Annotated in this window: 14 protein-coding genes; 2 read left to right on the top strand and 12 right to left on the bottom strand. The window is 70.1% G+C overall.

All coding sequences use genetic code 11. The annotated features are described in order from the left end of the window. Positions 1-2: 2 nt before the first annotated feature. The 4 genes from IPN47_05860 to IPN47_05845 all read right to left on the bottom strand — a co-directional run bounded on the left by IPN47_05860 (position 3) and on the right by IPN47_05845 (position 2,131). Complete coding sequence (locus tag IPN47_05860; protein ID MBK9407568.1) at positions 3-707, bottom strand: SDR family oxidoreductase; 705 nt, start codon at positions 705-707, stop codon at positions 3-5. A gap of 19 nt (positions 708-726) precedes the next feature. Further along, positions 727-1,404, bottom strand: coding sequence for a GTP cyclohydrolase I FolE (gene folE / locus IPN47_05855; protein ID MBK9407567.1), 678 nt, complete (start codon positions 1,402-1,404; stop codon positions 727-729). Next, a complete protein-coding gene (locus IPN47_05850; GenBank protein ID MBK9407566.1) occupies positions 1,382-1,795 on the bottom strand; it encodes a 6-carboxytetrahydropterin synthase in 414 nt (137 codons plus the stop codon). The genes folE and IPN47_05850 overlap by 23 nt, the downstream gene beginning before the upstream one ends. A 78-nt stretch (positions 1,796-1,873) precedes the next feature. Beyond that, positions 1,874-2,131 carry a hypothetical protein gene (locus IPN47_05845; GenBank protein MBK9407565.1) on the bottom strand — a complete coding sequence of 86 codons (258 nt, stop codon included), beginning with the start codon at positions 2,129-2,131 and terminating at the stop codon, positions 1,874-1,876. 254 nt (positions 2,132-2,385) lie between these two features. On the opposite strand from IPN47_05845, the gene IPN47_05840 reads away from it, so the two are divergent. Together IPN47_05840 and IPN47_05835 are read left to right on the top strand one after the other, a co-directional pair. Next, a complete protein-coding gene (locus IPN47_05840) occupies positions 2,386-2,562 on the top strand; it encodes a hypothetical protein (protein ID MBK9407564.1) in 177 nt (58 codons plus the stop codon). Positions 2,563-2,660: 98 nt separating this feature from the next. Beyond that, positions 2,661-3,143 (top strand): hypothetical protein, encoded by a 483-nt coding sequence (locus tag IPN47_05835; GenBank protein MBK9407563.1) that lies wholly within the window; start codon positions 2,661-2,663, stop codon positions 3,141-3,143. Positions 3,144-3,217: 74 nt separating this feature from the next. Here IPN47_05835 and IPN47_05830 read toward each other — a convergent pair whose 3' ends face one another. The 8 genes from IPN47_05830 to IPN47_05795 form a co-directional block, all read right to left on the bottom strand. Continuing rightward, positions 3,218-4,192 carry a GNAT family N-acetyltransferase gene (locus IPN47_05830; GenBank protein MBK9407562.1) on the bottom strand — a complete coding sequence of 325 codons (975 nt, stop codon included), beginning with the start codon at positions 4,190-4,192 and terminating at the stop codon, positions 3,218-3,220. 6 nt (positions 4,193-4,198) lie between these two features. Further along, the gene (locus IPN47_05825) at positions 4,199-6,658 is read right to left on the bottom strand and encodes an SMC family ATPase (protein ID MBK9407561.1); all 2,460 of its coding nucleotides are present in this window, start codon (positions 6,656-6,658) and stop codon (positions 4,199-4,201) included. Continuing rightward, positions 6,655-7,863, bottom strand: a complete 1,209-nt coding sequence (locus IPN47_05820) for a metallophosphoesterase (GenBank protein MBK9407560.1) — start codon at positions 7,861-7,863, stop codon at positions 6,655-6,657. The genes IPN47_05825 and IPN47_05820 overlap by 4 nt, the downstream gene beginning before the upstream one ends. A gap of 88 nt (positions 7,864-7,951) precedes the next feature. After that, positions 7,952-8,815, bottom strand: coding sequence for a hypothetical protein (locus IPN47_05815; GenBank protein MBK9407559.1), 864 nt, complete (start codon positions 8,813-8,815; stop codon positions 7,952-7,954). A 2-nt stretch (positions 8,816-8,817) separates the two neighbouring features. Continuing rightward, positions 8,818-10,827, bottom strand: coding sequence for an ATP-binding protein (locus IPN47_05810; GenBank protein MBK9407558.1), 2,010 nt, complete (start codon positions 10,825-10,827; stop codon positions 8,818-8,820). A 77-nt stretch (positions 10,828-10,904) separates the two neighbouring features. After that, a complete protein-coding gene (locus IPN47_05805; protein MBK9407557.1) occupies positions 10,905-11,945 on the bottom strand; it encodes a hypothetical protein in 1,041 nt (346 codons plus the stop codon). Next, positions 11,924-12,202 carry an Lrp/AsnC ligand binding domain-containing protein gene (locus IPN47_05800; GenBank protein ID MBK9407556.1) on the bottom strand — a complete coding sequence of 93 codons (279 nt, stop codon included), beginning with the start codon at positions 12,200-12,202 and terminating at the stop codon, positions 11,924-11,926. The genes IPN47_05805 and IPN47_05800 overlap by 22 nt, the downstream gene beginning before the upstream one ends. Continuing rightward, positions 12,199-12,702, bottom strand: coding sequence for a hypothetical protein (locus tag IPN47_05795; GenBank protein ID MBK9407555.1), 504 nt, complete (start codon positions 12,700-12,702; stop codon positions 12,199-12,201). Before IPN47_05795 ends, IPN47_05800 begins: the two co-directional genes overlap by 4 nt. Between the last annotated feature and the right edge of the window lie 24 nt (positions 12,703-12,726).

Below are 12,726 nucleotides of genomic sequence, written 5' to 3'. Positions count from 1 at the left end.
GCCTATGAGCGGCTCAGTCGGAGCTCGTCGATGTTCACACCGTCGGGGCGTGTCGTCACCCACAGGACGGCGTCGGCGACCGACTCAGCCGAGAGCATCCGTGCGCGCGGCGTGAAGCCGGGGCGCGCATCGGGATCGATGGGATCCCAGATCGGGGTATCGGTAGGGCCGGGGGAGACGAGCGAGACACGCACGCCGGTGCCGCGCAGTTCCTGCCGCAGGACCTCGTGCATGGCGCGCGCGCCGAACTTTCCCGCCGCGTAGCCGGCGTTCTCCGGAAAGGCGACGCGGTCCGCGACCGAGCCGATCGTGACCACGTGTCCGCTCCCGCGCGCGCGCATCGCCGGGACGAAGGCATGCAGCAGCCGATAGGGCGCCAGGAGGTTGAGCTGCAGCATCTGCTCCACGTCGCCGGGGGGCATGCGTCCGATGGCCCCCAGGGCGAAGCTCCCGGCATTGTTGACGAGCAGGTCGGGGGTCCCGATCTCGCGCGTGATGCGCGCGACGGCCGCGTCCACCTGGGATGCCTGGGTGAGGTCGCACGGGACGGCCATCGCGCCGCCCCCCACCTGCGCCGCGATGGCTTCGAGCGCCGGGGCGTGGCGCGCCAGGAGCACCACGCGCGCTCCGCCAGCCGCAAGGGCGCGGGCCACCGCCTCGCCGATCCCGCGTGAGGCGCCGGTGACGACCGCGGTCCGCCCGCCCATGGACGCGTAGCCAGACACGTCAGCGCCCGTTGGAGCCGTGGGCCAGGCGCAGGAACTCGTCACGCGTGCGCGCGTCGTCGCGGAAGCAGCCGAGCAGCGCCGACGTCAGCGTCTTGGAGTTCTGCTTCTCCACGCCGCGCATCATCATGCACAGGTGATAGGCCTCGACGACCACGCCAACGCCGTGCGGCGCCAGCACGTCCTGGATGGCCTCGGCGATCTCGCCCGTGAGCCGTTCCTGCACCTGCAGCCGACGGGCGAACATGTCGACGATGCGCGGCAGCTTGCTCAACCCCACGATCTTCCCGTTCGGGATGTAGGCGATGTGCGCCTTCCCGAAGAAGGGGAGCATGTGGTGCTCGCACATCGAGTACAGCTCGATGTCACGCACCATCACCATGTTCTCGTGCGCCTCGGCAAAGACCCCTTCGCCCACCACATCCTCGACCCGCTGCGAGTAGCCATGGGTGAGGAAGGCCATCGCCTTGGCCACCCGATGCGGGGTGCGCAGCAATCCCTCGCGCGCCGGATCCTCGCCCAGCAACTCGAGCTGCCGGCGGACGATGTTCTCGAACTCGAGGCCGCGCGCGTCGGTGATCGGCGACTCGTCGTCGCCGGCGATCTGGTCGGCGCGCACCACCAGCGGCGTGAGCGGGGTGCGCGTGCGCGCCGCCTCAGCGCCCGTCGTAATCGACATAGTTGTTCTCCGTCTCCCACAGTCGCAGCTTCGTTAGGCGCCCCGGGTGGACGTGCGGCTGCAGCACACCCCAGATGGCGACGACGAGGTTCTCCGACGTCGGGTTGATCCCGCGCAGGAAGGCCACGTCGAGGTTCAGGTTCCGGTGATCCAGGTGCTCGATGACCGTGCGCTCCACGACGTCGCGCAGTGCGCCGAGGTCGATCACGTAGCCCGTGACCGGGTCCACCTCGCCCTCCACCGACACCTCGAGGGCGTAGTTGTGTCCGTGCCAATTCGGGTTGTTGCACTTCCCGAACAGCGCCGTGTTCTCGGCGTCGCTGAGGGCGGGGTTGTGCACGCGGTGCGCCGCATTGAAGCGAAGGCGCCGCGTCACGGTCACGACGGGCATGCGAGTTGGGACAGTGGGGCGGCGGGCCCGGCGCGACTCGCTCGCTTGAGTCGCCGTCGGAGGACGCCTAAGTTGCGCTCACGCGCCGACGGCGCGGTGGTGCCAGGTCTCGTGCACGGGCTGGAGCAGTCGCATGGCGGACAGGCCGCCAGGACGGGGCGCATTGCGCCATGCCCCACCCTCGGAGTGAAGCCGACGAGCCTTGATGTTGTTCCCGGTCACGCGCCATCGCCAGAAGGCACGGCGCACGAACTCCACCACCCCTCCCACCATCCCCGCCCGCCGTCGCCGCTCGACCGCCGTGCTGGCTCCCCCATACGCAAGGCGAGGCTCCATAATTGTATGGAGCCTCGCCAGGTCGGAACGAAGAGGTTTTTTTGAAGCCCAAGCGATAGGTGTAAGATTCGCACCGCGCTTTCCGCCTTCCCCGCACTGGGGCATGACGTCGACCCGTTTGTTGAACCCCTTCGATGAGCTTATCGGCTCAAAAAGTCGGTCTCTCCGTTCCGCATTGCTGAAATTCGCCCGGAATGTACCGGGCGCGCTGTGACCGGTCAAATCAACTTTCCTACGCACTCCCGAGCACTTCCATGGACCTTGGCATTCTCGCCGCGATCGCCATGCTCGCCGTCTGGGCATTCGCGACCTTTGCCACCGAAGCGACCGGGTGGGTGCACGCACTGCTCACCGTCGGCGTCTTCCTCCTCATCTGGCGCGTCGTCGTGCGCGGCACCCCAGCGCCCAAGGACACGACAAAGAAGCGATAACACGCCCTCCTGTATCAGACGAGCAAGGGGTTACGTAGCGTAACGGAATTCCCCCTCCTGTATCGGCGCATCCTGAAACCGGGCGTACGTTCACGCGCATGGATGACGACCTCAGGTATCGGTCGGAACTTGCCGACCAGTTCATCGAGCGACTGCGCGCTGTGTCACCATCGCAGTGGCGAGAACTGGTGACGCATCATCGTGGCAACGACAACTACTACGCGCTCGCCGTCGAACTCGCCGACGAAGCGACCCGTCTCCTGGGCGACGATCGCCGCGCCGCGTACGAGTCGGCACTCACCCAACGGCTGGCGCGAACCGACGAGATCGTCGACGCGATCATCCTCGCAGACGTCGGCGCCCTCGACGAGATCGGCGCCCATGACGCGCGGCGTCTCGCGCGCGCGGCGGTGCACGCGATGCTCGTGCGCGACGCGTATGGCTTCAATGCCGGCGCCTTCGGCGAACTGATTCGTCCCTTTCGCGCCTACCTCGACCTCGGCGACGTGGAGCGCAGCGCCTCGCGCGTGCGCACCCCTCCATCCGGTGCCCCGCCCCAGCCCCCAGAGGCGACCGCGTAGTCGGCGCGGGGTGACCGCCGGACCGCGGCGCCGCTCGCCGCCGCGGCGTTAGGCAGCCGTTCGCGCCGCGACGGTCAGATCTCCCAGTTGCTCAGGACCATCCCGGTCGCCGCACGCGACTCGGCGCGACCCGCCACCACCATGCGCAAGTCGGTCCAGCGCACGCGGGCGCCGAGCGAGATCAACTCGCGATACGCGTCGGTGTACTCCCCCTGCACGCGAATCGCCACACGCCGAGTGCCGGCCTGGCGCGCCGCCCCGGCCAGCAAGGCGGCCATCGCCGTGATGTCGCCCTCGCGTGACAGCGCGAGCTTGAGCACGCGGAGTTCCTCGCGCGAGCGCCCCTCCACGAGCGGCGCGGAGTGGAAGAGCGCGAAGCCCACCAGCGCACCACGCTCGTAGCGCAGCACCACATCGCCCAACCCCAACTCGAGCGTGAGCAGCAGCTCGCGCGAGAAGTCGTAGCCCGGCAGCTGCTCCTGGGTCAGGCGACGGCACTGCGCGACCACGTCGTCGCGGTCACGCGGCGGCAGCGCCCCAAGGAGTGGGACCGCGACATCGTGCGTCGCCGCCTCCAGCGTCACCGTGATGGTCAGGCGGCCGGGCGAGAAGCCCAGGCGGGAGTAGAAGCCGATGTTGTCCATGGTGCGCGGCATCGTCTCCAGTCCCAGCACCTTCACGTTGCGGTCCAGGAGCCAGTCGATCCCAGCCTGCACCACGGCGCGCCCGACCCCGCTCCCCTGCCACTCCGGACGCACCGCGAGTGGCCCCATCCACCCCTCGACGCCGGAGTGATGCGCGATGTTGAAGGCGACGATCTCGTCGCGCTCATCGCGCCAGAGCATCGCGCCGCCGTGCGCATCCTCGATCGCGTAGCGCCAGATGGCAGGGTTGAGGTACGGCACGCGCACGCCGACCATGCCGTCGCGCCGATAGCGCTCGGTGAAGGCGTCGCTGAAGACGCGGTTGAGCGGATCGATGTCCGTCAGGCGCGCGGGGAAGGGGCCGCTGATGTTGCGCAGCGAACGCCAGGGGCTGGTCGTGGACATCTGGCGTTAGGCCTCCTCTCCCGCCTCTTCGAGCGACAGCGATCCCTCGATCGCCCCAACCAGCTCCGGTTCGGGCTGCCGCACCCGCGCGCTCCCGCTCTCCTCATCGTACTCCACGGTGATCACGCGGTCGAGCCCCTCGCGCACCGACTCGATGTGCGTGATGAGCACCACCTGCTCGAAACGATCGGAGAGGCGCCGCAGCAACTCCACCACGTTGTGGCGTCGCACCTCGTCGAGCGAACCGAAGACCTCGTCCAGGACGAGCAGCGAGAACGACTGCCCGGCGCGCTCGGCGATCAGCTGCGAGATGGCGAGGCGCAGCACGAGGTTGGCGAGGTCCTCCTCGCCCCCTGAGATCACCGGCTTGGGCTGCCCATCCTCCAGCACGATGACGTTGTACTGGTCGTCGAGTTCGAGCTCCGTGTACCGATGATCGGTGAGTTCGGCCAGGAAGGCGCTCGCCAGCTCCGAGAGCTCCGGGCGCAGTTGGTGGTTCAGGTCGGTCCGCAGGTCGGAGAAGGCACGATCCAGTTCATCGTGCAGCCGCTTGTCGACCTGCAGCCCCTCGTGCGCCGCCTGCGCCCGTTCGTATTCCTGCTGCGCACGCTCGGCGTGCTGCAGCGCAGAGCTCGCGGTCTGCACCTCGCCCTTGGAGGTGGCGACGGCGATCTCGGCACTGCGGGCGTCGGCGAGCGTGGTGTCCTGGCGCTCGCGCAGCTCCAGGTACTCCTGTTCCGAAAAGGCGATAGTCTCGCGCGCGCGCCGCAGCTCGACGGCGCGCGTACGCAGGCGCGTGACGTCGTCCCACGCGGCCCGTCGCTCGGCGAGCAGTCGCGGCTCGCGCTCCAGCAGGGTGCTCAGCCGCGTGGCCCGGTCGTTGAGAGGGGCCAGGCGATCGGTCTCGGCGCGCAGCGCCTGGTGGCGATCGGCATCGTAGCCGGTGGGAATGGCGGCCAGGTCGCGCGCCAGCTGCTCGTGGCGCGTCTCCTTGGCGGTGAGGTCGCGGGAGAGCTGCGCGACCTCCTGGACGGCCCCCTGTACGCGAGCCAGCTGGCGCTCGAGCGTCCCCACCTCGATTTGCAGCTCGCGGCGGCGCTCGTCCAGCTGGCGCACCTCGGCCGGCATCTGCTCGAGTTGCTCGAGGCGCGTCGTGTAGTAGCGCCCATCGACCGTGATGGTCTCGAGCTGCTCGTCGAGCCCGTCGAGCACGGTGCGGAACGACTCGCCGAGGATGCGGGTGCAGGTGGGGCAGACGCCATCCTCGCCCAGGTCGAGCACCTTGTCGCGCTGTCCCTTGAGCTCCTGGTACTGGCGACGCAGGGCATCGCGCTTGGTCTCGGCCTCCTGCCGGTCGCGCACCCACTCGGTCCGGCGGGCCTCGAGCTGCCCTAACGATTCCTCGAGCTCGCGGCGCTTGCGCTCCAGCGTCTCGGTGACCTCTTCCTCGAGCTGCGGGGCGCGAACGATCTTCTCCCGCCGCTCGCGCAGGCGGGCGAGCTCCTCGCCTAACGAACGCTCGGCTTCCACCAGCGTGAGGCGGCGCCCTTCCTCGCGCGCGAGGTCCTCGAACCGGCGGAACTCGGCGGCCACGGTCGCCAGCGGCAACAGCTCGCCGGCCAGGGTCTCCAGCTCGGTCCGCGCGGTCGTGATCTCCACCAGCTCGGCGTCGAGGCGCTCCAGCTCGCGGGTGCGCGACGCCTCGTCGCTCTCGACGACGCGCAGCTCGCCCACCAGCTCCTGCAGCTGCTCGCGCGCCGCCTGCGCCTCCTGCCAGCTGGGCGCCATGGCGCCCAGTGCGAGCCCGGCCTCCTGGAGCCGCTGCTCCGCCGCCGTCAGCTGCAGCTCTGCGGCACGCCGCCGGGCGCGGGCCTCGGCGAGGGCGCGCGTGATGACCTCCGGGTCGGGCATCATCGTGCGCAGCCCCGAGAGTTGCGCCACGATCAGCTTGCGCTGCTCGCGCACCAGCTCCTGCGCCCCGCGCAGCTTCTCGTACCCCAGCACGCGCGAGAGGAACTGCGCGCGCTCCGACGGCCCCATGGCCGCCATCACGTTCAGCTCCTTCTGCCCGGTGAAATACGTGTTGAAGAACTCCGCGCGCGACATCCCCAGCCGACGCTGCAGCAGCTCGCTCACCGCCGTGAGCGAGTTGGCGATCGGCTGGTCGGCGCCGTCGAGGTACAGCTCGGCGTTGGTCAGCCCCCGCACGACGCGGTAGCGATGACCGGCGAGCTCGAAGTCGAGCTCCACCCTGACCGAGGCGCGCGGCGCGGCCCGGTTGAAGCGGATCGAGTCCCGTGTCCCGCGCGCAGCGCTCTGGCCGTAGAGGGCCCAGGCAATCGCCTCGAGGAGCGTGGTCTTGCCCGCGCCGTTGGGCCCGATGATCCCGGTGAGGCCGAGGTCGAACTCGAGGCGCGTGTCGGCGTGCTGCCGGAAGTTGACGAGGTGGAGGGAGTTGAGCCTCACGCCTCGGGCTCCGCCGCGGCCGCGCCTAACGCCGCCGTCCCCTCGCGCTGTTCGGCTTCCGCGAGGTAGGTCAGCCCCCGTTCCACCAGCCGCTCCCTGTCGATGTCGCTGGTGAGGGGGCGCCCGCGCAACTTGTCGCGCACCATCTCCATCAACGACGCGCGCCGCCCGGCCGACCCCTGCCCCACGCTGGAGCGCAGGAGGTCGGGACGCCGCGTGTCGAGATGGAAGTGCAGCGCGCGCTTCTTGAGCTCGCGCAGCAGCTTGTGGTCGATCTCCCGCGCCACGTGACGCGGGACGTCGCGCACCACCTGCCGCACGATCTTGTCCTCGATCCCCCCGGGGACGCGCGCAACATTCGCCTTGATGGCCGCATCGATGTCCGGCGCGGACAGCCCGCGCCCCTCGATGCGCGGCAAGTCCACGAGCGGACGCGCCGGCTTGATGGGATGGAACGTGCGCTTGCCGGTCGTGAGGTCGTACTCGAGGAAGCCCTTCCCGGGGAGCTTGGCCGCCTTCTCCTCGGCGATCTCGCCCCAGGGGTTGGCGCTCGTGTAGTCGAGCGACCCGCAGTAATAGGCGTTGGGCGCCACCTGCCGGAAGACGTGGTAGTGCCCCAGCGCGACATACGTCCAGCGAGCGGCGCCGAGTTCCTCGGGGGTGATCTCGATCGCCGTCCGCTCGGCGTGCGCGGCCCCCGCCGGAAGGATCCCCGCGATCTCGCCGTGCAGCACCAGGACGTTGCGACTGGCGGAAGCGTCCGGGTCGAGCTGCACGCGGTGCGGCACCCCGGTGTCGGGGACGGCGAGGATGGACAGGTCGCGATCGGGGAAGGCCAGGCGCTGCGGCTCGCCATCCACGACGTGGATGCCTAACGGCGTGAAGAGCCGCAGGATGCACCCGGTCTCGACCGCGCGCGGCGAGTCGTGGTTCCCGGCGACCATCACCACGATCGCCGACGGCAGCGCCGCCGTGAGGCGCGAGAACTGCGCGAAGGCATGCAGGATCGCCGGATTCGGCGGTCGCACGTTGTGAAAGATGTCCCCGGCGATCACCACCACGTCGGGGGCGATCGCGATCACACGGTCCACCACCCCGCGAAACACCGTCGCGATGTCGGCTTCGCGCTGGTTGATCCCAGCGGCCGTCTGCCGCTGGAACTGGCGATATCCGAGGTGCAGGTCGGAGAGATGGACGAGGCGCATGGGCGGCGGAAATATACGCGTGGCGCCATGTTACCGCCCCGCACCGCGCCATGTGTTTCCGCGCGGATCCCGGTCGCCGGGTCCCCGCTCACATGACGCGCATCCACTGGGTGATCTTCATGCGAACGCGCAGGGGCGGCGAATCCTTCCCGCGACCCGTGACCAGCGACCGCAGCGCGATGACCGTTCGGGCATCGGCGATCCAGCCCCGACGCCGGTCCAGCATCAGCGTCGCCGTCACGTTCCCCGAGGTCTGCACGAAGCCCTCTGTCACCCCGCCCGTCGCCGGCTTCTGCATCGGCCCCGAGCGCACCAGTCGCCCCTTCATCGACAGGTAGGCGAACTCCCCCGACCGCGACAGCGAATCGAACCGGAAGGTCGCGGTCAGCGTCGCATTGGCCTTGCCATCGGGGGCGGCCGCGAGCGGGATGTCGACCGATCGGTTCCAGGTCGTCCCCGGGGCGATCGGTTCGGCCGGGAGGGTGGCCGGGAGCTGCGAAAGAAGCGAGCCCACCGCCGGCCCCGCCCAGGCATCGGCCCCCGCCACCGTCGTCGACCCATCGGGGGCGACGCGGAAGCGAAAACGCTGCCCCTGCAGGAGCTTGGCTTGGCGCAGCACGTCGGACTGGTAGCTGCCGCTGCTCTCGATCCGGACGGAGTCGGCCACCGCCATCACCGTGGCACCGTTCAGGTCCGCCGACTCCACCGACAGGCGGGCGAGCATCACCAGCGACGTGACGTCGGTCGCCGTCGTATCCTCGCCGCTCCCGCGTTCACTGACCCCCATTTCGATCGTCTGGTCGAGCCTGAGGCGCAGGAGGTCGCCGGGACGGGGGCGCAGCTGCAACACCACGGGCGACACGACACCCTGCGCCGTGGCCGGGCGGCCGAACGCCCCGATCGCCCCCGCGACCGTCACCGCCCCATACACGAACCGACGCCAGCTCTGCATCGCTAGGTCCCGTACGGATCGCCCAGCGGCGCCGGGCGGAGCGGGCGCACTGGCGACGGCGCCGGCACGCGCGAGGCCACCAGCGAACGGAACTGCGACAGGAAGTGCCCCTTCACGTCGCTCGGGCGCTCGCGCATCGTGCGATCGCGCGCGCGCAGGATCTCGTCGTCGCGATAGAGCCCCTCGAAGACGGTGGCGATCGACGCCATCGTCAGCTGCGGGTCGAGGGTGCGGAGCTGGCGCAGCACCGCCTCCTGCAGCGTGGGCTCCTCACCCTGCGGAAAGCGCTCGGCCCCCTCGCGTCCCGACAACACCGCCGGGCGCGGGAAGCGAACGAAGATGGGCTGCGCGAAGTGCGGATGCCGCACCATCAGCTGCCCCTTGTCGAGCGTGGCGAGCTTGGTGCGCGTCGAAGGACCGATGACCGCGTAGCCCGGCGTCGCCAGTTCGTCGGGGTCCATGCGCCCGTAGATCGCCGTCCCCGAGTTCCCCACCACGCGCCGGTGCACTTGCGACCGGAACTGCTGCGCGCTGAACAGCACGAGCCCCAGGTATCGCCCACGCTCGGCGATATCGAGGAGCATCTTGCGCACATAGGTCTCCGGTCCGTCGGCCGGCGCGTACTTGTTGAGTTCATCGACAAAGACGACAAGGTGATCGACGCCCAGCGCGCGGCGCTCCAGGTGCTCGCGCAGCTTGGAAACGACGCGCGCGAAGATCAGGTCCTGCGCATCCTCTTCCAGGTTGGCGACGTCGATCACATACACCGCCCGGTCCTCGAAGCTCCCGAACGGGAGATCCGAGGCGTGGCCATCGTTGGTGACGAGCCCCTCGCACCGCGTGGCGATGTTCACCAGCCGGTTGCGCACCTTGCGGATCGTCGCCACGTGGTGCGTGCGCCACTGCTCGCGATTGGCCCCCTCCATCGCATCGATCAACTCGCGGAAGAAGGCATCGAGGTCGGCGAACGAGCGCACCTGGAACTGCCGTCCCCCCATGAGGGGATCGCTGAACGGCTGGTCCACCACGCGCGACGCCACGAAGTCGATGAGCGCATCGGCCTTGGCGTCGATGTCGTCCTTGTTGAGCAGCACCTCGGCGAACTGCATCACCTCGCGCAACCCCCACGTGAGCGGCGAGACGTTGTGCTGCAGGGCGGGGTTGGAGCGCAGCGTGTTCAGTGCGTATCCTTTCGCCTTGTAGGGGGCGAAATAGTACACGTTCGGGAAGGGGGCCGCGGGGACGCCTAACGCCTCGTACAACGCGCGGTCGCGCGCCTCGAGCGTCGACGGCCGGTCGAGGAAGCAGAGGTCCGGCCCCTTCACGTTGAAGCAGACCGCCGCGACCGACCCCTTCTTGGCGGGGAAGTGGGCGAAGATCGACGCCAGGAGCCACTCCACCGCCGACGTCTTGGTGGCCAGTCCGGAGACGCCGGTGATGTTGAGGTGCGCCGCCTCGGGGCCGAGGAGGAAGTCGGCGTCGAGGTAGATCGGTGACTCCATCCCGCCGGCGCGGTAGACGCCGACCGGAATCCCGGTGCGCGCCCCCTCGCGGAGGTAGCCGTCCATGCGCAGCGCCACGGCCACGTCACGATCGTCGGCCAGGAAGACCTGCCCCATCGCCACCGGTTGCAACGGTTCGTCGGGGATGTGGCGAAGCACCGCCGCCGTATACAGCCGGATCTCGGCCCGCTCCGTCGCGGCGCGAGCGGCGCGCGCCGGGTCGGCATCGAAGCCGATCACGTCGTGCAGCGGCGAGGCCAGGTCGGAGTAGGACATCCCATCGGTGACCACGCCGTAGACCTGCGGGATCTGCCCTTCGATGGCGTGCGTCCCTTCCACCCGTACGATCGTCCCGATCCCCACCGGCGAGTCGAGCGCCGTCCAGAAGTGGAACTCATGCGTCGTATTGGGACGGCGCTCGGTGGCCACCACGCGCCCCAGCAGGCGCGGGCGGTCCTCGGGCTGCTCACGAGCGGCGCTGGTCGGCGGGGCGTCTGGCGAGGGAGACATGACGTGAGGGGCGGGGCCGCGCGAGACGATGGGCGAGGGAGGCGCGGGGAATGTAGCGGGCGGTGGGACGAACCGCGTTACGTCGCCAGTCGCCCGAGCGCTGCGCGGAGGTACACCTCGCAGTCGCGTATGCCGTAGGCCATCGTGTCCCAGCGTGCATCGGGGAGGGAGAGCGGCGCCGACTCGGCCGCCACCCACTGCGAGATGCGGTCGGCGGCCAGGTCGGGGTCGTCCGCGGGAGCGCTCCCCCCCTCCGCCGCGCGCGCGAGCACGCCGTTCAACGCAGCCAGCGATGCCTCCACGCGCACGAGTCCCCACAGCGGGTCGCGACGCCCGGGGGCGCGCAGGCGCAGGTACCACGACGCCACGGGGGCCCGCCACCGCGTCTCGACGACGAAGATCGACGATCGCTCGCCGGCGCCTAACGACATGACGGTGGCGAGCGCCGAGCCGGTGGCGTAGAGCGTGTGGTGCGACTTGATCACGCCGATTGCGCCCCCTCCGGCGAGCACCTCCTCCGACGGCGGGAGCCCGCCGTCGAGGTAGAGCGGCGCCCCGCCCGACGCGCGGCACCACGCGACCGCGAGCGCCTGCTCCTGTGCCTCTCGCTCGCGTTGGACCAGGTGCACCGCACGCCGCAGCAGTTGCTGCGGGTGCGCCTCCTCCACGCCGATCGTGTCATCAGTGGTGTCGACAATCGGACAGGCGGTGGCGGCGAGCGCGTCGATCACCGCGGGCGGCACGCCCCCCATCGGGAGGTAGAGCGCGTCATCGCTGCGTGGGCCGTCGCCCCAGGTCACCAGCCGGCGATCGACGCGCGCGCGGATCACGGCCCCCGTGCGCCCATGGACGATGGGGACCGTCCCCACGTAGGCGACCACCCGGCTCTCCTGCACCCCGTCGAGAAAGGCGACGAAGCCCACCCCATCGTCGGCCGCCGCGGCGACGGCGTGCGCGCGCATCGCCCGGTCGCGCAGGAGGGGGGCCGCCGTGGTGCGTCCTGCCTCCTGCGCCGCGAGCGAGACCTCCAGCGACCCGTCGCCAGGCGCAACGGCGCGCGCCAGGGGGCCTAACGCCTCATGGAGCGCGCGCGCCGTCAGTTGACGCCGATGTCCCACGCCTGCTCGAGGTCGCCCTTGGAATACGCGCGGAAGGCCGTCAGCGTCTGCGTGCGGGTGATGCCGGCCACCGCGGGGAAACGCTCCGTCACCACTTCGGCGATCAGCTCGTAGCTGGGGACCTTCACGATCGCCACCAGGTCCCACTCGCCCGACACCGAGTAGACCTCCTGGACGCCGTCGATCCCGGCGATGGCGCGCGCCGTGTCGGGGATGTGCTTGGGGTCGGCCTTGATCAGGACAATCGTGGTTATCACGGTTCGTCGGGAAACGGGGGAACGCCCAGAAGCCACAGCCCGGCAATCCGGTCGCGTCGATCAACGTCGACCAGGATGTCGCGGGCGATGCGCACCGTCCGGGTCTCGCGGCTCGCACCAAGGCGGAAATGTATCGTGCGCTCGGCGCGATCGGCTTCGGCCGCCAGGCGCGTGTTGACCTCCACGGCCAGTCGCTTCCCCTGCTCCACCGCCCCGACGATCACCATGCCATCCTCCACGTCGGCGGGCGGCGCGAGCTCGGCACGGGTGTGCACGTCGGGCCAGACCGCCACCTCGACGCCGCGAATGCGCCCCCCGCGCACGTCGAGGATGAGCCAGGAACCGTCGGCGCCCTCGAGCTCGAGCGCCGTCGCACGGGGCTTGTCCGTCCCCTCCCCCGCGTGCACCACCGCCGACAGGATGTCGGTGTCGGCGTCCCACCGGTATTCGACGTCGTCGGGAGTGCCGACGGACGGTTCGACGCGCACTGGGATATTCACGTCCCCTCCTCGGTCGCCACATGT

The organism is Gemmatimonadota bacterium (genome assembly GCA_016719105.1).
Taxonomy (GTDB): domain Bacteria; phylum Gemmatimonadota; class Gemmatimonadetes; order Gemmatimonadales; family Gemmatimonadaceae; genus SCN-70-22.
The sequence above is the reverse complement of the archived record's forward strand: the minus strand, read 5'-3'. Positions and strand labels throughout refer to the sequence as shown.

What these genes read in the sequence shown, in the direction of transcription:
- IPN47_05860 (MBK9407568.1), bottom strand. Translation starts at nt 707, where the DNA reads ATGGGCGGGCGGACCGCGGTCGTCACCGGCGCCTCACGCGGGATCGGC.
- folE (MBK9407567.1), bottom strand. Translation starts at nt 1,404, where the DNA reads ATGTCGATTACGACGGGCGCTGAGGCGGCGCGCACGCGCACCCCGCTC.
- IPN47_05850 (MBK9407566.1), bottom strand. Translation starts at nt 1,795, where the DNA reads ATGCCCGTCGTGACCGTGACGCGGCGCCTTCGCTTCAATGCGGCGCAC.
- IPN47_05845 (MBK9407565.1), bottom strand. Translation starts at nt 2,131, where the DNA reads ATGGAGCCTCGCCTTGCGTATGGGGGAGCCAGCACGGCGGTCGAGCGG.
- IPN47_05840 (MBK9407564.1), top strand. Translation starts at nt 2,386, where the DNA reads ATGGACCTTGGCATTCTCGCCGCGATCGCCATGCTCGCCGTCTGGGCA.
- IPN47_05835 (MBK9407563.1), top strand. Translation starts at nt 2,661, where the DNA reads ATGGATGACGACCTCAGGTATCGGTCGGAACTTGCCGACCAGTTCATC.
- IPN47_05830 (MBK9407562.1), bottom strand. Translation starts at nt 4,192, where the DNA reads ATGTCCACGACCAGCCCCTGGCGTTCGCTGCGCAACATCAGCGGCCCC.
- IPN47_05820 (MBK9407560.1), bottom strand. Translation starts at nt 7,863, where the DNA reads ATGCGCCTCGTCCATCTCTCCGACCTGCACCTCGGATATCGCCAGTTC.
- IPN47_05815 (MBK9407559.1), bottom strand. Translation starts at nt 8,815, where the DNA reads ATGCAGAGCTGGCGTCGGTTCGTGTATGGGGCGGTGACGGTCGCGGGG.
- IPN47_05810 (MBK9407558.1), bottom strand. Translation starts at nt 10,827, where the DNA reads ATGTCTCCCTCGCCAGACGCCCCGCCGACCAGCGCCGCTCGTGAGCAG.